Annotated in this window: 17 protein-coding genes and 1 riboswitch; of the genes, 3 read left to right on the top strand and 14 right to left on the bottom strand. The window is 34.8% G+C overall.

Going from position 1 to position 22,005, the window contains the following annotated elements; translation table 11 throughout:
* Positions 1–117: 117 nt before the first annotated feature.
* From MHH85_RS00475 to MHH85_RS00450, 6 genes are all read right to left on the bottom strand, one after another.
* On the bottom strand, positions 118–3,501 hold the full coding sequence (locus MHH85_RS00475) for a S8 family peptidase (RefSeq protein WP_340705638.1): 3,384 nt from the start codon (positions 3,499–3,501) through the stop codon (positions 118–120).
* A gap of 214 nt (positions 3,502–3,715) precedes the next feature.
* Positions 3,716–4,420: a DUF421 domain-containing protein gene (locus MHH85_RS00470; RefSeq protein ID WP_193737536.1), complete on the bottom strand. Its 705-nt coding sequence runs from the start codon at positions 4,418–4,420 to the stop codon at positions 3,716–3,718.
* 211 nt (positions 4,421–4,631) lie between these two features.
* Positions 4,632–4,934: a YunC family protein gene (locus MHH85_RS00465; protein ID WP_053418859.1), complete on the bottom strand. Its 303-nt coding sequence runs from the start codon at positions 4,932–4,934 to the stop codon at positions 4,632–4,634.
* A gap of 175 nt (positions 4,935–5,109) precedes the next feature.
* Complete coding sequence (locus MHH85_RS00460; protein WP_340705637.1) at positions 5,110–6,510, bottom strand: SpoVR family protein; 1,401 nt, start codon at positions 6,508–6,510, stop codon at positions 5,110–5,112.
* Positions 6,511–6,572: 62 nt separating this feature from the next.
* Complete coding sequence (yhbH, locus tag MHH85_RS00455) at positions 6,573–7,730, bottom strand: sporulation protein YhbH (RefSeq protein ID WP_193737538.1); 1,158 nt, start codon at positions 7,728–7,730, stop codon at positions 6,573–6,575.
* Positions 7,731–8,022: 292 nt separating this feature from the next.
* On the bottom strand, positions 8,023–9,918 hold the full coding sequence (locus MHH85_RS00450; protein WP_340708105.1) for a PrkA family serine protein kinase: 1,896 nt from the start codon (positions 9,916–9,918) through the stop codon (positions 8,023–8,025).
* A 299-nt stretch (positions 9,919–10,217) separates the two neighbouring features.
* Here MHH85_RS00450 and MHH85_RS00445 point away from each other — a divergent pair, with 299 nt between their 5' ends.
* Positions 10,218–10,712: a L,D-transpeptidase family protein gene (locus MHH85_RS00445; protein ID WP_193741081.1), complete on the top strand. Its 495-nt coding sequence runs from the start codon at positions 10,218–10,220 to the stop codon at positions 10,710–10,712.
* Between the two features lie 66 nt (positions 10,713–10,778).
* Here MHH85_RS00445 and MHH85_RS00440 read toward each other — a convergent pair whose 3' ends face one another.
* The 3 genes from MHH85_RS00440 to MHH85_RS00430 all read right to left on the bottom strand — a co-directional run bounded on the left by MHH85_RS00440 (position 10,779) and on the right by MHH85_RS00430 (position 13,166).
* Entirely contained in the window at positions 10,779–11,900 is a 1,122-nt protein-coding gene (locus tag MHH85_RS00440) for a 5-methyltetrahydropteroyltriglutamate--homocysteine S-methyltransferase (protein WP_340705636.1), read from the bottom strand.
* Positions 11,901–12,006: 106 nt separating this feature from the next.
* Positions 12,007–12,108, bottom strand: a riboswitch (SAM riboswitch).
* 196 nt (positions 12,109–12,304) lie between these two features.
* Positions 12,305–12,553: a YkuS family protein gene (locus tag MHH85_RS00435; protein WP_340705635.1), complete on the bottom strand. Its 249-nt coding sequence runs from the start codon at positions 12,551–12,553 to the stop codon at positions 12,305–12,307.
* Between the two features lie 184 nt (positions 12,554–12,737).
* Positions 12,738–13,166: a S1 domain-containing RNA-binding protein gene (locus MHH85_RS00430; protein WP_053418864.1), complete on the bottom strand. Its 429-nt coding sequence runs from the start codon at positions 13,164–13,166 to the stop codon at positions 12,738–12,740.
* A 245-nt stretch (positions 13,167–13,411) separates the two neighbouring features.
* Between MHH85_RS00430 and MHH85_RS00425 the strand changes: the two genes are divergently transcribed.
* A complete protein-coding gene (locus MHH85_RS00425; RefSeq protein ID WP_340705634.1) occupies positions 13,412–13,960 on the top strand; it encodes a DJ-1/PfpI family protein in 549 nt (182 codons plus the stop codon).
* Positions 13,961–14,382: 422 nt separating this feature from the next.
* Positions 14,383–14,592 carry an alpha/beta-type small acid-soluble spore protein gene (locus MHH85_RS00420; protein WP_053418866.1) on the top strand — a complete coding sequence of 70 codons (210 nt, stop codon included), beginning with the start codon at positions 14,383–14,385 and terminating at the stop codon, positions 14,590–14,592.
* Between the two features lie 158 nt (positions 14,593–14,750).
* On the opposite strand, the gene MHH85_RS00415 is transcribed toward MHH85_RS00420, so the two are convergent.
* From MHH85_RS00415 to MHH85_RS00395, 5 genes are all read right to left on the bottom strand, one after another.
* Positions 14,751–16,112, bottom strand: a complete 1,362-nt coding sequence (locus MHH85_RS00415) for an MFS transporter (protein ID WP_340705633.1) — start codon at positions 16,110–16,112, stop codon at positions 14,751–14,753.
* Positions 16,113–16,270: 158 nt separating this feature from the next.
* Entirely contained in the window at positions 16,271–17,374 is a 1,104-nt protein-coding gene (locus tag MHH85_RS00410; protein WP_340705632.1) for a 5-methyltetrahydropteroyltriglutamate--homocysteine S-methyltransferase, read from the bottom strand.
* Positions 17,375–17,859: 485 nt separating this feature from the next.
* Positions 17,860–18,366, bottom strand: coding sequence for a YehS family protein (locus tag MHH85_RS00405; protein WP_340705631.1), 507 nt, complete (start codon positions 18,364–18,366; stop codon positions 17,860–17,862).
* 515 nt (positions 18,367–18,881) lie between these two features.
* Entirely contained in the window at positions 18,882–20,096 is a 1,215-nt protein-coding gene (locus tag MHH85_RS00400; RefSeq protein ID WP_340705630.1) for an MFS transporter, read from the bottom strand.
* Between the two features lie 410 nt (positions 20,097–20,506).
* Entirely contained in the window at positions 20,507–21,784 is a 1,278-nt protein-coding gene (locus MHH85_RS00395; protein ID WP_340705629.1) for an MFS transporter, read from the bottom strand.
* Positions 21,785–22,005 lie beyond the last annotated feature (221 nt).

The following is a 22,005-nucleotide window of genomic DNA, read 5'->3' as shown; positions in this document are numbered from 1 at the left end:
GATGGAGTGAATACATGCCTTTTCTATTCTATAACGAGTTTTGTTGCAGCAATAACATAAAAAGATGCCTCCCAAAAGCCGATTGGTAACGACATTCGGGGGCATCATTTCATTTTCTTACTTTACTTTCAAAGATAAAGTATACGGGTCAATTGACGCACGTCCTTGACCATCTCGAACCTTCACATAATAAGTACCTTTAGTCATTTTTAAGGATAGAATTTCCTTATCCCCTTGCCCATAAATATCCGATTTAGCTACCCTTTTTCCATTACGATAAACTTCAATAACACCATCTAGCTCTTGGCTAGCATCGAGTGTCAACGTCACTTGTTCTGTTTTAGTTGGTTGATAAATATACCAATCTTCATCACCATTTTCATATCCTGTATTGAAGTACCCTGTCGTTGAATACAATTTGCTACTTTTCTTTTGTAGCTTGATAGGCTTAGAAGGTTTGTTATTTTTCACTTTAGATCCGGCATCTTCATCTTTTTTATTCACTGAGTCTACTTTTAGTTGATATGGCCATAAAGAAATTGCTGAACTTGAGTCAACTAAACCTAATACAGTGATAAAATATGATTTACCTTTTTTTGCTTCAAAGGAGCCTGTTGTCGTTCCATCTGCTGTATTTTTTAATAGATATGTTCTGTATTCCAAATCTTTATCATCTATTTTGTGATTTTTGTTAACGTCCTCTGTAATTTCCATGAGGCCTAAATATGGGCTCAACAACTCTTTTGGATACTTGGCTTTAAGCTTAGAAGTCAGTGGTGTACGGGAGAATTTCACTCCGTATATTGCTTTTTCTTTTGCAGTGAAATAATAAGTATCAATATCATTCGCTGTAGAGAAATTTGCCGTCACACCAGAAGCCGGAAAATCTTTTGCTTGCTCTGGGTTGTTATTTTCTTCATAACTATCACCGGCGTCTTTAACGACAAGCTTAGAAGTTACTTGATACCCATCATACGGAATTTGATACGTATTATAGTTTGGATTGATGGATAAGTAATACGTTTTATCTGCTTTTAAACTAGCGAAAAATTCCCCTTTGACCCAATCATTATATGAAGACCAGTCCTCATTAGTTGAGACTAGAGATAAGAGTTGATATGCCTTACCATTTTCATCTTTATCTATTATTACCTCATACAATCCTAAATTTGGAATATTCTCTTTTGGTGTTGGTAATTGGAATTGATAAATGCCCGCACTTGAAGTGTTAAATTTATACCAGTCTTGGTCCATTGTATTTTGTAGATACCCTTGAATAGTTCCACCCAATTCGTATGGAAGTGCTACCGATTCCAACAGATTAATTCGTTCTGAGTCATCTTCTGTTAATACATTCATCATTGTGGAATCATCCATAGAACTATAGTGGTCTTCATCTTCTGGAATAATCTTTCCGACTAGGCTCACGCTATATGGGAGTGCAGACCCCGCAGGTTCTTTTTCTTCCATGCCTCCAACCAATCCTAATAGTAATTGTTCTAAAGTAACGTAACCGAAAGTTCCTTTATTCGTTACTTTTAAATAATATTCTTTTTCAGGTTCAGTTTGGAATAATAGCGTTTCGCCTTCTCCTATACCATGCATATTACTTGTATATAAAGCTGGTATATCTTCTACTCCTAATTTCTCAGATGTTGCTGGGAATAGCTGTTCCTTTTCATACACAGCAGCACTTATATCTACTCCTGGTATGCCTGTAACATCAAATTTCATAAAATGCGCTTCTTTTGATGTAAAGTGGAAGTAATCCGAATCTCCATTTTCGCCAGCCATATAAAGATTATCTTGGTTAAATGGCCATTTATCTATTTTAATAGGATTTTCTAATGTAGACTCGGTTTTTGGTATTTGAGTTACCTTATCTACTACTAATGTGAAACTTGATTGATTCTGACCTGAGACATCAAAATTGCCATTCACATCTTTTACACCAATTGCTAATGTTCCACTAAATGGTGCTTGGATTAGCCTACCTTCAGTTTTTCCTTCCGTCACATCGTTGACATCCATAAGTTGCTTTTGATTATTACCATAGAAATGAATACTCATTTTATAATCATACTGCTTTGCACCAATCAATGAAGTTTGAATGTATTCGCCCTTTTCTACAGGAATTTTAACCCACTTTTGTTCTGAAGGCTTTGTAAAAGAATGCTTCAATTTTGCAGGAATTGAAATCTGCTCAGCGTTCTTTATAATTTCTTTTTCGCCCCACTTCTCTTTCACTAGAGAAGGAATCTTTTTCACATCAAATTTCATTGCAGCAATTGGGTTGATAAGACCATTTCCATATTTATGATCAAACCCTTTCTCCCCTAAATCTGTCGCTGTTTTTTCTAAAATATATTCTACTTCAGCTGGCTTTAAATTTGGATATTTGGATAACAGCAATGCTACTGTTCCAGCAACTACAGGTGAAGCCATAGATGTTCCACTTAAATTCGCAAAAGTTGATCCCTTTTGTGCATCATAAAAAGGTGCATAAATATTTTCTCCAGGTGCTACCACATCAGTAGATGCACCGTAAGATGAAAATTCACTTAATTTTTTTTCGCTATTAATAGAGCCTACACTAATTACCCCTTCATACTTGGCAGGGTAAATCGGCATATCAGATCCTTGATTCCCCGCTGCTGCAACGACAACAACACCACTACTAATTGCCTTGTTCACAGCTTCTTCTAGAACAGTAGAAGGCATAGACCCCTGCAAACTCATGTTAATGACGTCTGCTCCTTGATCTACAGCTTTTAATATAGCATTTGCAATTGTGTAGTCGAATGTCCACATATCTGCGTCAAAGATATCATAAGAAAGAATCTTCACATTTTGATTTATGCCATAGCCACCGATACCGTTATCCTTTTTAGCAGCAATAATGCCAGCCACGTGAGTTCCATGTATGTCAGTAGTTGCAGGATTCATCGGATTCATAATGTTTGTACTTGAAAGGATAGACCCTTTTAACTCCGGGTGATTACGGTCAATTCCGGTATCAATAACCGCTACCTTTACTTGATTATTCCCCGCCAACTTTTGGGCATCTGCTGTTTTTAGTATGCTATGCATATATTGTTCACTTACTTTCGGGTCAACTGAACCCGCATGCTGATATTTTGGACTAAGACCAACAGAAACTACCTTACTGTTTTTTTGATAGTTTTTAATAGTTTGCTGTAGTTTATTCTTGTTACTAACTTTAACAGCTACATAGTTAAGTCCTTTTATTTGGTTTACAACTGTACCGCCAGCCTTGCGATGATCACTAGCGCTTAGCGCACTTGAATATTTAATAATAATTGTGTCGTCACTATAATTCGCAGTCTTTTCAATTTTGGACGTTCGTTCATTTTGGCTAAGCGAGTGCAATTTAGCTGTAATAGATTTAGTTTTCGCGTCTACTTTTAAACTACTAACTAGTGAAAATAACAATGCAAAGCTTGCTAAAACTACTACTACTTTTTTTATAATAGATTTCACAATAACCCTCCTTAAATAGCAATCCTTATATTCTATTTAACGAGGTGCTTCATTTATACCAATTAATATATATTATTTTGAAATTTATATTCATTTAATACTAAATATTCCAATTTAGTTTCCAATGTTCATCTTAATAGACAAGACTCCCTCTAAATTTTGGATGAAATTCTATCTACTTTAAACACAAAGAGAAATACTTGAGCGATCTACTTTAGTTATATAGAAACACTTGCAAATTATCGTTTTGGTCTATCGTTGCTAATAATACATCTTTAACATCTACGTTAAACATGGATATGACTCTGTCTTTAAGCCAATCCTCATTAATATTTAGGTTTTTTAATTCATAGTAATCGATTTTCCCCTCTTTTATTAGTACTGTAGGTAAAGAAAAAGGTTCAGGTGCTATGTTCATATCTGCTCGCGTTAATGTTTGGTATTGAGGGTATAAAAAGCTTGAAATAGTTCCATCTGGCTCCCATAAGGCTAGAGCAACCTTTTGAATATCTTCTATTTTCTCTTTTCTTAATTCAGATAAAAGTAAATCCACGGAAATTCTAGCTTTTGATAAATTTTTTGAAATAATTTGTCCATTCTTAATAAGTGGAAATGGGGAGGAATCTATTATATGTCGAAACGGAACCCATTTAAGGCTCAAATAAACACCTACCGAATATAAAACAACTAAAGTTGACATGGTAATAAGGGAACCCTTCATCCCTAACCCTTCATCTGACAAGGGATGGGCAATAATATTCCCTACAGATATTGCCATAGCAAAATCGAGTAATCTCAACTGAGAGATAGAACGTTGCCCCATAACTTTCGCTGCAATGAGTAAAAAAATAAATGCTACAATTGCTCGGAGAATCCATTGAATTGCCGTAAGCGTCTCTTGTGCCTGGAAAAAGTCCATAGCATCACATCCTCTCAACCCTTCTACTTCTCTTATCATCTCCAATAATATCCGTATTATAAGAAAAGCTTGCTAATAATATAAAAATAAATGGGTCAATCTTCTATTACTTTACGTAATGAAGATCGACCCATTAGAACACTTATTATATTGATTTCTACCTCTACTTTACATCGTTACTACTATGCATTGCTTATTGTTAGAAGATCGTTTAAATCATTTTCAATAATGCCTCTGATCCAATCATTCCTTTAGCAATGCCAAATTGCTCTGCTTCAAGGGTAACTGACTCAAGAGGTGCATTCAACAATTGTTCAATTGTCTTCACACCAACTGCCCGACCGGCAACTATTTTACGGTCGGCTAATTTCGTATTCAAAAGTCCAACATCTAACGCACCACACATAATATAACCTACATCATTCGAAACCGTTAACAACGTCGTTTTAGGTAAACTTACAGTAACAGCTTTGAAAATAGAACCCTCAATATTAATTGTTTCAGTTGAAACCATCTAATTCGCCCCTTCCTCTATATACATATGAAACTGGGTAAAAAGTTGTTCGAGTTATTCCGCATGTTCTTTAATTAATTCACTATTTATATGCCTAGCTTTCTATATTTACTTATGCAACTAATAGAGCCCTTAAATGTACAAATTCAAGGGCTCAATCGTTGCATATCTCGTTTTATAAAAATCTCCGTGAATTCTTTTTGCCATCATATGAATAGAGAACTATCTTTTCTTCACTATGCGTTTCTACATGAACAGGCCGCCCCCACAGCTGATAAATATAACGTAGGACATTTTCTAAATAGCGAGTATCAAGTTCCATTCCTTCAAACCCATGGACTAAATATAATTCACCATTTCTTAAGTAATCTCCATCTTTCACAACAATATATGGAAATCCACCATTCACACGCATTGATACGAGTTGATCACGCACATTTTCATAATCTTTATCTGTAATTTTATATTCATTGCCCTTTTTTTCAAATAAATATAGATCTTCATGTTTCACTAAATCTTTGGTTAAATAATTACGGATAAAGGAAATATCCGATTCAACTTCTCGTACCTCAAACATTTTCTCTCGACCGGAGTACCGTTTCACTCCTAATTTCCGCATCTCTTCCGTTGGGGAATCGTATCGCTTCTCAATGTCTTCAAAAATTTTCAATCCTAGATAATATGGATTAATCGTCGTCTTTGAAGGTTGAACAACACCAGCGTTTAACTTTGCATATTCAATTGATTCATCCGTTGTTAAATTTAACTCTCTCATAATACGTTGATGCCAGAAAGAAGCCCAGCCCTCATTCATAATTTTCGTTTCTAATTGTGGCCAAAAATAGAGCATTTCCTCACGCATCATCGTTAATATATCTCTTTGCCATTCCTCCAATTCACGACTATATTGTTCAATGAATAATAGTAGATCTTTTTCTGGATATGGCGGAAACTGTTTCTTTTTTTGTCGTATTGTCTTTTCTTCTTTTTCTTTTTCGTCTATTCTCCAAAGATCATCATAAGGCGTTTTACGGGCAACATCCTCATCCTCATCTATATCGTTTTCATACGTTAACAACTTGGGTCGCTGTATAGATGGATCAATATGTTCTTGAATAGCTAAAACAGCGTCTAAAAACTCTTCTACTTCATCTTTTCCGTAGAGCATTTCATAGTTGGCGATTCGTTCAGCCGTAGCTGTCATACTCTCAACCATATCTCGTCTCGTATTGGAGAAGCGAACATTATTTTTGAAAAAGTCACAGTGCGCTAATACATGCGCAATGATTAGCTTATTTTGTGTTAACTTATTTGTATCAAGCAAAAATGCATAACAAGGGTTCGAGTTAATGACGAGCTCATAAATTTGACTTAAACCTAAATCGTACTGCAGCTTCATTTTGTGAAATTGTTTACCGAAACTCCAATGGGAAAAGCGTGTAGGCATACCGTATGCCCCAAATGTATAAATAATATCTGCAGGGCATATTTCATAACGCATCGGGTAAAAGTCTAGACCAAACCCAGTCGCAATTTCCGTAATTTCTTCAATCGCTTGGTGAAGCTCTTTTTCCATTTATCTAAATCCCCCCGTGTCTATTATTAGGGAATGAGTGCTTGGCACCATTCGTCTCTCGCTTAAGACTCAACTTTTTGGAAAAAGCTTTTTAATGCTTCATAAACGTCACTTTTATGTCTCAAAATATAGTGGCGAAATTTCTGATTATCGATTTTTTTATAGTTATACATTAATGTAGAAAAACGATTATGTTGATTTACTTCGCCGTAACCAAACATACTTGATACTTTCATTAATTCCTGAACCAATTTCATACACGTCTCATTGTCTGTTGACATATTTTCACCATCTGAGAAATGAACAGGATAAATATTATATCTAGCTGGGTTATATTTCTGTTTAATAAGTTCTAATGCCTTTTTATAGGCCGATGAGCAAAGCGTTCCTCCACTCTCTCCTTTTGAGAAGAAATCCTCCTCTGACACTACTTTTGCTTCTGTATGATGTGCAATAAATTCAATTTCAACTGTTTCATACTTGGAGCGTAAAAATCTTGTCATCCAAAAGAAAAAACTCCTTGCACAATACTTTTCAAAATTGCCCATTGAAGCACTTGTATCCATCATTGCAAGGACTACTGCTTTCGATTCAGGTTTTGTCACTTCATCCCAAGTTTTAAATCGTAAATCATCATCATGAATAGGAGTAATCTCCGCTTTTCCGTTGATAGCATTACGTTTAATCGCATTTAAAATGGTACGTTTCTTATCAATATTCCCCATAAGCCCTTTTTTGCGAATATCATTAAATTCAATTTTTTCGGTTGTGATATCTGCCATTTCTTTTTCTTTCAAATTTGGTAATTCTAACTCTCTGAATAAGGCGCTCTCTATTTCTTCAAGGCTGACTTCTGCCTCATAGTAATCTTCTCCAGGTTTGTCACCTGCTTCTTTACCGTTACCTTTACCTTTATCGCCTTGGCCTGGACCTCTTGCTACTACATCACCGACTTGACTATCACCTTGTCCTTGACCAACATGTTTCGACTTATCGTAGTTATAGCGAATTTTATATTCATCAAGAGATCGTATAGGAATTTTAATAACTTCACGACCGTTTGACATAACAATACTTTCTTCACTTATTAGATCTGGTAAATTATTTTTAATAGCATCTTTTACTTTTCCCATATGGCGTTGTTGATCTTGGTACCCTTTGCGATGGAGGGACCAATTTTCCTGAGAGATGACAAAGCGTTTATCCTGGTTTTCGCTCATTTTTATCCTCACCCATCTATAAAATCAAATTCGCCTAAGCCTATTAGCAACCGACTTTACACCCTGTTCAAAAAAACGTTCTTTCTTGGTATTACATAATTAAGTACGACTTCCTATAAGATCTGCTTCTTATGTGAGTTTGCTTAAAATCGGAAGGCACTTTTCTTATAATATGTTAGTTTCAAGAATTATTTGACTTCTTTTTATAAATAAAAAAGAGTGCCCTAAAGTTTATCCGGACACCCCTTATTTAAGAAGAAACAATATTATTCGTTTTACGCTTTTCTTAAGTTTATCTATTCAGCAAGCTACCTACATATTGTAACAATTCATTTGCAGAAGTTGAATTATATCCATGTTCATCTATAAGCCTTGCAACAACTTCGTTAATCTTTTTAAGTTGAGATTCGTCAGGCATTTTTGAAGACGTTGTAATTTTCACAACATCTTTTAAATCAGCAAACAATTTCTTTTGGATTGCCTCACGTAATCTTTCATGAGAATGATATTCGAATCTCTTTCCATTTCTTGCATAGGCCGAAATACGAATTAATATTTCTTCTCGGAATCCCCTCTTAGCATTTTCCGAAATACCTATTTGTTCTTCTATGGATCGCATTAGTTTTTCATCTGGATTCATTTCTTCTCCAGTAAGGAAATCTCGAATTTTATTTTTATTACAGTACGCTTCAACATTATCGAGGTAATTGTTCATTAATGTTTTTGCAGATTCTTCATACGAATAAACAAATGCTTTTTGAACTTCATTCTTGGCGATTTCATCGTATTCTCTTCTTGCAACTGCAATGTAATTTGTATATTTCTCTCGATCTTCTTGAGAAATCGAAGCATGTTGATCAAGTCCGTCTTTAAGTGAACGTAATACATCTAATGCGTTAATGGACGGTACTTCTTTTCGAATAATGGCAGAAGAAATTCGATTTATAATATAGCGTGGATCAATGCCATTCATACCTTCGTTTGGATACTCTTTTTTCAATTCCTCTACATCAACAGAATTATATCCTTCTACACTTTCTCCGTCATACATACGCATTTTTTTCACAAGATCAATACTTTGCTTTTTCGGTGTTTCAAGCCTAGTTAAGACGGAAAAGATTGCAGCGACTTTTAATGCATGAGGGGCAATATGAACATGCGCCATATCACTTTCATTAATCATTTTTTCGTAAATTCGTTCTTCCTGACTTACTTTTAAATTATAAGGAATAGGCATCACAATAATTCTTGAGTGAAGTGCCTCATTCTTTTTATTTGAAATAAAAGATCGATACTCAGTTTCGTTTGTATGAGCAACAATTAGCTCATCTGCACTAATTAATGCAAATCTACCCGCTTTAAAATTACCTTCTTGTGTTAATGATAATAAGTTCCACAAAAACTTTTCATCTAATTTAAGCATTTCTTGAAATTCCATCATGCCTCGATTTGCTTTGTTTAGTTCCCCATCAAAGCGGTAAGCACGAGGGTCTGATTCCGACCCGAATTCCGCAATCGTTGAAAAATCAATACTACCAGTTAAATCAGCAATGTCCTGTGATTTTGGATCAGAAGGTGTAAATGTCCCAATTCCCACACGTTTATCTTCTGAAAAGGTAATACGTTCAATCATCACATTTTCAATAAGGCCATCATATTCTTTTTCAAGTCTCATCGTGTTTAAAGGAGATAAATTACCCTCTATACGTATACCATACTCTTCATAAAAATCTTTACGCAAATGATGTGGAATTAGGTGGAGTGGGTCTTCATGCATCGGACATCCTTTTATTGCGTATACCGCGCCTTCATCAGTACGTGAATATTGCTCCAGTCCTCGCTTTAGCAAAGTCACAATTGTCGATTTCCCCCCACTTACAGGTCCCATTAGTAATAAAATCCGTTTGCGAACATCCAATCTTCGTGCCGCAGGGTGAAAGTATTCCTCTACCAATCGTTCAATTGCTGATTCGAGCCCAAAAATTTCTTGTCCAAAAAAGTTAAATAATTTTTGTCCGTCTCTTTCTTCTAATCCAGAGCTTTTAATCATATTATACACACGTGAATGGGCTGTTTGAGCGACTTCCGGCCTTTCTTTCACAATGTTTAAGTAATCCGCAAAAGAGCCTTCCCACTTAAGCCTGTTTTCTTCTTCACGATAAACCTTAAACTTACTTAAAATGTCTATAGCCTTCCCTCCATTCTTAGCCTGATTTATAACATAGTATGAAATTAGACAAATAATGATACCCATTAATGAGTCATTGTTAAGGATTCTTCTTTAAGGAAATCTTGAAGTAGCTCATGGAGCATGCATTCAACTGGTTAAAGTGTCATTAATCCTACTAAAGACCAATTTTATAGTTGTCAGCAGTTTTACCTATTCTGCTATTCCTTCTAAAAAAATTGTGAATGTCAATATGTCATTATGAAACTCCCTATATAACAAACATATAATGTACTGTAACAACTTCGGAGGTGATTACACTGATTCATACGGTTAAACCAGGTGAAACACTGTTTCAACTTTCTAGAGATTATCGCACGCCGCTATCCGCAATTATAAGCGCGAATCCATCTATCAATCCAAATGTACTTTATATTGGCCAACCTATTGTTATTCCAGGTTTTCCTGATCCTAATACAATTCCATATCAAATTGATGTTTCACTCAACAATCGTTGGCTTAGATTATATAAAGATGGTATTTTACAAAAGCAATATCCTATTGCGGTTGGAAAAATGTTAACCAATACACCTGTAGGAAATTTTATTATCATTAATAAAGCACCTAACCCAGGAGGCCCATTTGGAACGATGTGGATGAGCTTATCAAAAGATACGTATGGAATTCACGGTACAGATGATCCAAGTTCAATTGGTAAAGCCGTATCGCACGGCTGTATTCGCATGCATAATGAAGATGTAGAAGAGCTAGCTAGTATTATTCCGATTGGGACTGCGGTTTTTATACATCCGTAATAGTAAAAAGGACTACCCACACTAGTCATTATTAGCTGACTTTGTAGGTAGTCCTTATTTTAAAGTCTATTTATCCCAAACATCTTTAGCGATACGTACAACATGTCGTAATTTTTCCCATTGCTGTTCTTCCGTTAATAGATTACCTTCTTCAGTAGAGGCAAAACCACATTGTGGACTTAAGCAAAGCTGATCGATGTTCACATATTCCGTTGCTTCTTCGATTCTTCCTTTAATTTCAGCTTCATCTTCGAGTTCAGAAGTCTTGGAAGTAATCAATCCCAAAACGACATGTTGATCTTTTATGAATCGTAATGGTTTAAAATCTCCGGATCTTTCATTATCAAATTCTAAGAAAAAGGCATCCACATTCACACGTGAAAACAATTCTTTTGCGATCGGTTCATATGCCCCTTGATATAACCAAGAAGATTTAAAATTCCCGCGACAAATATGAATCGTAATCGACATATCTTCAGGCTTATTTGCTAGTGCTTCAACAGTAATATCAGCAAACTTTTTCACTAATTCATCTGGATCAAATCCCTTTTCTTTTATCTTATCTCGAAAAACATCACTGAACAAAGCTCCCCAGCTTGTGTCATCTAATTGTAAATAGCGGCATCCAGCTTCGTAAAAAGTTTGAATCGCATCTTGATATACTTTAACAATATCTTTAGCCACATCATCAAGTGAAGCATATGAAGGATTACTTAAATACGGTTCGCTTCCAACTACACCTGAGTAAAAAATCATATTAGGTCCTGGGATTGTAATTTTCGCAACATGCTCACCAGCAATACTCTTCAAATACTTAAAGTCTTCTAAAAATGGATGGTCTTTTGGGAAATTTAATTTCGAATCGACCGTATATGCCTCCGCTTTTTTCATAGCCCCATTAAAAGCCCCAGAAATGTCTACTTCATAAACACGAATCCCCTCAATCGCTCTGATAAAGTCTAAATGCCACCATCTTCTTCTAAATTCACCATCTGTTACAGCAGATAGACCGACTTCTTTTTGCTTTTCAACTAGCTTAGCAATTTCTATATCCTCAATTAAACGTAATTCTTCTTTAGTTATCTGACCTTGTTGATATTGTGCTCTTGCATCTTTAAGTACTTGTGGACGAAGAAAGCTCCCTACATGGTCTGCTCGAAATGGTGCTTTAGTTATTGTGTTAGTCAAAATGGACAACCCCTCTAAAGTTAAATTTATGTTTTTTACTAGATTTTCGGGGTATAAAAAAACCCCTTCTAAAAAAAGAAGAGATTGGCTTCATAGCTATTTACTCTTCTTATCTTCAAGCGTTACGCTTCTGGAATTAGCACAGTGCAAAAAAAAGTCTGTTGCTGAGATATCAAAGGGCCAGTCCCTCCATCTCTCTATATAAGAAAGTTACATATTTTTAATTACTTGTTATCAATCTACATGCATATCCATAGATTGTCAATATTTACATGTTAAATATTGTTTATTAAGTAGATTTGAAATTAGTCATATACTTTATTTAAATCTATTGATATTAATAGTTTAGGCTACCGCATAATAAAACAATGCCAGGTCTCTATACTAGACCTGGCATTGTTTTATTAATGTAGATTAAGTTTTTCTTCTACTTTCCGACAGACTTCATCTGCGGATAGGCCCGCCGCTTCAATGATTGCACCTTGAATGGACGTATCGTGAATGCCCAGTGCATTATTGTCCAACCCTGTAATGACACAACAATCTACACCCGTTGCATCTGATTCACGTTTCAGTTCAACGATTTCATATCCCTTTGCAAGCAAAGCCTCTGATACATTCGTTAATGATTGCTCTACACCGATTATCGACATAGTAGGGTTCACCTCCTAGTTGATAAGTTGTCCGTTTCTGCTTATATTTATGTATGCAATTTCAACTAAAACAAAGACAAAACCCATAATAAGATATCTAGTATAAGTAGTGTCGATGACATTGGTCCATAAAATAAAAAAAACGCACATCTTAAAAGATGTACGTTTCTTCCGCTATCTATAATTACCCTCTTCTTCCGCCTCTTCCACCGCGTTTAGACTCGGTGCTGCGTTTTAGAGTAGATAAGTTATCTTCACTTGATTTTAAGAATTTAGCCATCTTATCTTCAAAAGTTTCCTTCGGTTGGAAATTGCCTCGTTGGCGATTATCCTTCTGACGATAAGGGCGCTTCGTATAAGAAGACGTACTTTCAACAGGTTTATCAATCGCTTTTTTAATAGATAAGGCAATTTTTCCTTCTTTTTCGCTTAGGACTTTTACTTCTACTTGATCCCCTACTTTAAGATGTTCATTAATATCTTTTACGTAAGCTTCTGCAACTTCACTAATGTGCACTAGTCCCGTCACCTTATCTGGCAACTCAACAAACGCACCAAAATTTGTAATTCCTGTAACTTTACCTTGTACCTTACTACCAATTTCTACTGACAATCCATTTCCTCCTAATAAATACTATACTTTATTATATCAAATTTTATTTTTCACGCCAGTCTTCCGTTATATAATTTAATATCAACAATATATTCAATTTAATACTCATGACTTAGGTAGTATCGTTGACTGGGTGGCTTGCACCTTTAGATTTATAAAAAAACCGCGTAATAGAGGATATTGATGATATGTTCAGAATATATAAGTGAAGGCGAAAGTCCATTTTTGGGAGGAGGAAATGAGTAATGTCAAAGAGAGTATTATTGTTAGCTGGAGATGCCGTTGAAGCTTTGGAGATTTATTATCCATATTTTCGTTGTCTTGAAGAGGGCTATGATGTGCAAATAGCTGCTCCATCGAAGAAAAACTTACAAACGGTCGTTCATGATTTTATTGGTTGGGATACTTATACTGAGAGTAAAGGATACCTTATTGAATCTCATTTGGCGTTTGAGGATGTACAGCCTGAAGAGTATGATGGATTGATTATCCCTGGAGGAAGAGCTCCTGAATACATTCGATTAAATGAAAATGTTCCAAAGATCGTCGCTCATTTCTTTGAGGCAAATAAACCTGTTGCAGCAATTTGCCATGCTAGTCTCATTTTAACAACTGTTTCTCAATACTTAAAAGGTCGCGAATTAACGGCTTATATCGCTTGTAAACCAGATGTAGAAGCCACGGGAGCAACTTATATTGAAGATCCTCTTCATGTTCAAGGAAACCTCATTTCCGGACATGCTTGGCCTGATCTACCAGGATTTATGAGGGAATTCATTAAACAACTAAATTAATACGATTTGTTCATAAAAATAAACAAAAGAACGTATCCAAAATAATTTAAATTATTTTGGATACGTTTTTTGATAGCTACTAACTCACTTCCTCATAAACCTCATTCTAATCATTTGTTCATTGGATTCATTCTGAATATGATGACCTTTTTTAGTGTGTTCTACCACACTTATTCTTCCTGCATTATTATGTTTTCATTCGTTTCACAAAATATACTTTTTGTAATTGCGATATTTTTTATTTCAAAAATACTTTTTATAATCCCTTCTATCAAAAGCTTAATTTAATTTTTTTTAAAAAAAGAGGTATTTATATTGCTATAGCAGCCTAAAACACCATGTAGGATGAACTTTCCACTTCATTCCTTCATGTATTAAAAACAAATTCTTGTCCATTCTAATATCTCAAGGAGGTGAAAGTTATGGCTTCAAATAATCGAAGTTCTAATAAACTTGAAGTACCAGGTGTTCAACAAGCAGTTGATCAAATGAAATATGAAATTGCACAAGAATTTGGTGTACAACTTGGTGGAGAAGCTTCTTCTCGCGCAAACGGCTCAGTTGGTGGAGAAATCACTAAACGACTAGTTCAAATGGCTGAAAACCAAGTAAAAGGCAAATCTGGACAATAAAAATCCAAAGTATGAAGGTAGAGTTATCATGCTCTACCTTTTTACTTTGGATTTAAAATCAGCTATTTAAATTAGTGATTTTCATGATTTTCCCCTTTAAAAGACCTTCTAACTTTTTGTTTCCTTTACTATCAATAATAACGAACATATAAAAATTATTAACTATTCGTAGAAGATTTTAAAATTGTAACTTTCTTAGAAGTTACTTGCTTCTCTAATGTGTAATCTGCATGGTCTTCACGAATAAAACTCATAGCTAATGCCCCAAAAATTGCGGCAATACCAATTGCAAAAAAGTTATACTGAGGTTGAAGATTAAAAGTTAATAGAATACCCATATAAGTTGGAGCAACAATGGAACCGATACGTCCAAATGCCATTGTGCTACCTAGTGCAGCCGCGCGAACATCGACAGAATAGAATTCAGCTACATATGCATTAGACATGTTTTGTAAACCAAGTGAAGCAGCACCAATAATAATAATTAGTCCATATGCAAGATAAATATTTTTTGAAAATCCAATAAGTGTAAGTGACACAGCTCCAACTAAATAAAGCGGGATAAGGACACGTTTGAAACCAAGGAATTTAATGAGGTTACCAAATATCATTGTTCCAGCAATTGACCCGAATTGTAGTGCTACAATAAACATAAGACTCGATTTTAAGTCATAGCCTGCATTCATCATTAATGTTGGAAGCCATGTATTTAATGAATACATTAAGATAAATGTACAAAAGCATGATAACCAAAACATCATCGTACTTAAACCCAGTTTGTTTTTGAACAGATCACGTACTGGTGACTTTTGAATTTTTTCCTGTTCGACATATGCAAATTGAACATCTTTAGGAAGCAACGGCTCTATTTTTTGAAGGACAATAACAAGACCTTTTGTATCCTTTTGTTGAATTAAAGAATTAATAGATTCTGGAATGATACGTACAATAAAAGGTAATATAAGCAATGGTAAACCAGCGATCCAATAAACAGGTTGCCAACCAAATTTTTCGAGTAATACTTGTCCGCTAAATGAGGCAAGCATCGCACCTACTGAGTAACCACAAAAAATTAATGAAATAATGGCAGCACGGTGTTTTGTTGGCGCATATTCTGAAATTAAAGCAGCGATATTTGGCATAACGCCACCAAATCCTAACCCTGCAATAACTCGACAAATTACAAATAATAGAGGCGTTGGTGCGAATCCAGATAATAATGTAAAGAGGCTAAAAATAAGGGTTGTTAAAATAATAATGCGTTTTCTTCCGAAACGATCTGAATACAACCCGAATAAAACAGCACCAATTGCAGTTCCCATTGTTGTATAACTACTAATTGAACCCGCTACTATATTAGACAGCCCCCATTCTGCTTTTAACATAGGGATAGTCGCACCATAAATGACAACATCATAGCCGTCGAACATCATAATAAAAAACAAACAAATAATTAAAATATAATGAAAACCTTTTAATTTACTCTGATTAACTATCTCAATGGGGTTGACTGTATTCACTGTATACCTCCTATATCCATTTAATTCAAGGTATATGGCTATCATCTTTAGAAAGAAAATAAAAGATTTTCAGTTAAAGGTGATAGCTTTTAATCTATTTCTAATTATTTATTATTCTACATTCCCACAAACTGATTACATGCTTGCAAAAACATGGATTATCGCCAAATTTCATCTGCTATTTCTTTAACAAAGTGAAGTTTACGCCATTGTTGTTCTTCTGTTAAAATATTGCCTTCTTCTGTGGATGAAAAGCCGCATTGTGGACTTAAACAAAGTTGTTCAAGTGGTACATAAGTCGCCGCTTCTGCAATACGCTCTTTAATATATTCTTTATCTTCTAATTCACCTGACTTAGATGTTACTAAGCCTAAAACAATTTTTAAATCTTTACGGTTAACATATTTTAATGGTTCAAAACTTCCTGAACGCTCATCGTCAAATTCTAGGAATAAACCATCTACATTTAAACCTCCGAAAATTACTTCAGAAGCATAATCATAGCCGCCACTTGAGAAATAATTAGACTTATAGTTACCACGGCAAATATGCATTGTTACAACTAAATCTTCTGGTTTATGGGCAAGGGATTCATTTATCATACGTTGTAATACTTTTAATTCTTCAGCTGGTTCTAAACTACGATCACGTAGCTTGTTGTGTCCTTCTTCTGAGAAAAAATCCGCCCAAGCAGTATCATCTAATTGTAAGTAACGGCAACCAGCATCATAAAATGCTTGGATTACTTTTTGATAAGTTAAAATCGTATCTTGTTGAAACTTTTCTCGGTCTTCGTACTTTTCGAATTCTATATCAGCGCGGCATAAAAGCATGTTTGGACTTGGAATCGTTTGTTTCACACTTACTTCACCAGCATGCTCTTTTAAAAATTTGAAATGCTCTACAAATGGATGTGTTGAAAAATCGATATCTCCAACAACACGGATACCACCTTTACGAGTCTCCATTTTATGGAATTTAAGGCCAGTTTCTTTTGCGTATAATTCTATGCCATCAAGCTCGCCTAAAAAATCAAAATGCCACCAGCTTCTACGGAATTCACCGTCTGTAACCCCTAATACACCATTTTCTTTTTGCTTTTCAATAACTCTGATAATCTCTTTATTTTCTACATTTGTTAATTCTTCATATGTAATTGTCCCTGATTTATATTGTTTACGTGCCTGTATTAACTTTGTAGGGCGTAATAAGCTTCCTACATGATCATAACGAAATGGAGCAGTTGTAGTTTTTACTGTCATAGTTTGTATCTCCTTTTATTTGTGATGTAAGGAAAGTGTAGCATGATAATATTGTTAGCATATAACACTTAAAAAGTATCTCTAGTTATAGCTTTAAACTATAACTAGACTTGTTCTCCAACGCACTAAACTAGACAACTATTATACTGACAATAATCATTTAAGCTCGCTTTATCTATATAAATTCAAGAAAAGCAGAAGGTATAGATATGCAATAATGCACTTCTATACCTTCTGCTTTTTGTATTTCTAACATTGCTTAGTGATAGATTTACTTCAATTCCAACCACGCGATACTGCTTCAAAATGTATCGCATGTTGAAATATACCACATAAGAAATGGATTTATCTAAACATAATTAATCATACATTTGAAAAAAACTACCTCAATATTTGTGAGTGTATTATTACAAGTATAATCAATAAAACAAAAAAGCCATTTCCGAAGAAAGAGGCTTTTTGTGAAAATTAAATATGCTATTCCCTTACGCTCTATACCTTACAGCCAAGCCTTTTAAGAATTTACGTGCGAAATTATCGCCACACTCTTTATAATTTCTATGCCCGGGTTTTCTAAAGATAGCACCTAATTCGCCTTTTGAAACAGCTATACCGCCATCATCAAGGATATCCAACATATCTTCTGTTGTTAATTGTAGTGCTACTTTTAATTTTTTCAGAAGCATATTATTCACATGATCCTTAGTTGTTTCAGGAGCTTTTGGTTGCCCTGGTTTTGCTTCCTGTTTTCCTCTTTTGAAAGTAATGAAGCCATTTAAAAATGACTCTAACATTTTATAATCACATTTTATCTGATCGTCATTTTCTTCTACGTTAACTTCATCATCGAATTCATCTTTTGTTTTTGTCAGTATCTTTGGTACTTCTTCTCTTGTTACTTCCATACCACCAAGTTTAAATATTTCTACCATATCTCTATTTTTTATATCTAGAGCGTATCTTGTTCTAATTAAAATATCATTGTTATCCATTAATAATGCACCTCATAATTGCTTTTTTTCTTTGTCGCTTCAGCAGTTTGATTGTCCTTAAAGAATCTTAACACGTATATACACAACGTTGTTAGTAGTACCTGAAAAAAATTCTATTTCTATCAATTAGCTTTAGGAGTCGACATCTAAATTTACATCACCTATTCAGAAGAGCGATAAAGACATACTGCTCTACAAGTGAGTGTATGCACTCTTACAATCTCTATTTTCACAAGAAATAATGTTTATTTCAAGTTGTGTCGATATCTCTTTTTTACATCTTAGAAATTTCAGTAGAACTTAGTACTCGTACATTATCTTCTCACTCACAAATTTTTCTATACTACCCATTAGTTATTTTAATAAAAAAAGACCATAGATTATTTCAAATCCATGGTCTTCTATTTAGACTTCCTCAAAAGAAACTGACTAAAGTCATTAGATTAATAGGTCATCAATCAACACGGGTATGCATTTCAATTGATGACTAATTCAACGTTTTTTCTCATTTATATTTAGTATTTTTCAATTGATTGCATAGGCTCCCCTGTACTTTTTCTCAAAGTAAGCATGACAATAAAGGAAATGCAATATAGCACTGCTAAATAGACCATCGCGACTGTCATGTCATAACTCTGTAGAATATATCCTACTAGGATTGGTGAAAACCCTCCTATAGCTCTACCGAAGTTGAAAATCGTATTTGTAGCCGTACTCCGAATCTGAACGGGATAAAAGCTGCTAATTAATGCACCATATCCGGCAAACATTCCATTTGAGAAGAATCCAACGATTGCACCACCTAATAATACACCTACACTTCCAGTTGCATATGAGTATAAAAACACCGCACATGCAGAGGCAAGAAGAAAGATTCCAAAAGCACGCTTTGCACCAAATCGATCCATGAATCTTCCGAAGGTTAACATACCTATAATCATTCCTATTGCTGTACTGATTGTCCAAAGTGCAGAGCTTGAAATAGATAAACCTTGTGATTGTTGCAGCATTGATGGCAGCCAAATCATCAAGCCATTATAACCAGCAATTTGAACAGTTGCCATAATGATTAAAGAGATAGTTGTCATGGTAGTTCGAGGAGTTTCAAACAATTGAACTAACTTACTCTTTTCATTTTTATTATTCATTTTCTTATTCTTCTGAGCAGCTAGCCACTCAGGCGATTCATCTAAATTCTTACGTACAATAACAGCAAAAATAACAGGCACTACACCAACGAAAAATAATGCTCTCCACCCTAAAGTAGGAAGAATAATTGCACTAAGTAACGCCGCTAAAATAACACCGTATTGAGCACCTACACTGACATATGAAGATGCTCTCCCTTGTTTGTTCTTTGGCCAGGCTTCTGCAACAAGCGCCATACCGATCCCATATTCACCACCAGCACCTAACCCAGCAATAAATCTATATATATATACTTGTTCAATATTTGTTGCTAATCCTGTTAATGCTGTGCCCATTGCAAACAGCAAAACAGTATAGGTGAAAACTTTTACTCGTCCATACTTATCTGCTAGAACTCCAAAAATAATTCCACCTAATAACATACCTATATTTGTTATAGAAGAAATAAGTCCGCCAGTTGCCAAATCAATGTTAAATTCCGAAATAATCATTGTCATTGCAAAAGAGATAAACATAATGTCCATGCCTTCTAATGTTAAACCAGCTACCGATGCTACCACTGTTTTTTTACGATAATCCATTTTACGATCCTCCAATATTTTCTTACTGTAAATATTCTCTTTTATTTCAAGAGGAATGGATGTATCAATCTATTAAATGAAACTTTTCCATTTTCCTTTTAAGCCTCACAGGACTTCCTTTAAAAGAGGTACTAAAGTTATATCTACTCACAACATTAAAGCAAAATAAATACCCTTCCGTCAGAGATGACAAAAGGGCATGAAAAAACAAAGATATAATAACAAATAAAATATCAAGTAGCCCTTTTTAGCCTCTCTGGGCTATATTAAAGGATAATTATCTTGTTATTTATTCTATCAAACTATAATTTGTTTTACCATAGCATATTATATAAAAATAATATATGAGCTCCATTAATGGATTCTCAACTCAAACTAATGTTGATAACCAAAGTATTTATTTATGCTAGTTACGAGATACTGATATTCGTTTTATCTCCTGTTACTTGACGCTTTTCCTTATATGAAATTAATCCAATCAATCCAACTATCGAGAAGATAACTGGCGCGATGAAACCATAATAGTAGCCATCAACTTGATTACCTGAAGTAGCTTGAAAATAATCCAATATATATCCAAAAATAATTGGTAGCAAGACCGCACTAAGAAAGCCACCCGTATTCGCAACACCAGAAACAATGCCAGATTCTTTTATAGGGAAAGATTGACGTACAGCTGCAAAGGTTAATGCACTTGACCCATATCCAAAGCCAATGATAAAGAATAGTATTATTAGCAAGAAAAATGACGGATGCCCATTAGATAAAAGGAAAGAAAACCACCCCATTAAAACAATGCTATGAACGAAAATATATGGCCTTTTTATTGTTTCTAACCGGCTTGAAATCCAACTAGTTAGCGGCGCTCCAATAAGTGCCCCGATGAGACCGATCATAATTAGCTGGCTTGCATCTGAACGTGTCATTTCATACATATTCATCCCATATGGTACTGCCCAAGAACTAATAAAACCTACATAACCCCCGACTACTCCAAAATGACAAAAGAATAGAGCCCATGCTTGCCGATTTGAAAAAATTCTTCGTAATAAAACTACTGTTTTTTCGCGTTGTACTTCTACTGTTACAACTACCGATTCATCTAAAAAGTTTCGTTTAGGTTTTTTTACAAGTACAATATAAAGGAGAAATCCACATAAACATAATAATAGTCCTGCTGAGAAAAATGCTGCTCTCCAACCTAGTAAAAGTATCCATGTGGAGAAAGGCACTGTCGCCAATAAGAAGCCAAGACTTCCTGTCATGCCCGCCAGGCCAATTAATCTCACAAATTCTTTTGTATGAAACCATTGGGCCAAAATTAGCACCATATTAACCCATATAGTCGCATCCCCTATCCCAGTTAATATTCTGGAAAAGAATAGGACGAATTCATGTGTACCAAGACTATAAAAAATCGTACCTAAACCTGTAAATATTGCCCCGATAATTAGAAAAAAGTTTGGTCCAAAACGATCAGCCATAATCCCCATTGGAATTTGTAAACTCGTGTACACTAAAAATTGTATACTCGTCAATAATCCAATCGTTGATGCAGTCACATTAAAATCCCTCATCAATTGGTCTGTAATCAATCCTGGAGCGGTTCGTTGGCTTGCCATTAACAAATAAGTAAACAATACAGCAACAAATACAATCCATCTATATCTGCTATCTCGTTTTTCCAATGATCCCCATCCCTATTAACTTTTACTCTATATATATGAATTTTATGTAACAGCAAACCCTGTTTTTCAGAATAGTTTTATGATTTGAATTTTATTCATCATCCTCTTTTTCTCAATCCGTACTTCGTTTACAAACAAAAAGTGGATAAAATATGGTTAAAAGGGGATATCCCCTTTTCTCTCCATTCTTTATCCACACGGTTTGCACATCTTTATTTCAT

Source organism: Viridibacillus sp. FSL E2-0187, assembly GCF_038006425.1.
GTDB lineage: Bacteria > Bacillota > Bacilli > Bacillales_A > Planococcaceae > Viridibacillus > Viridibacillus arvi.
This window is presented reverse-complemented; position numbering and strand designations above follow the sequence as displayed.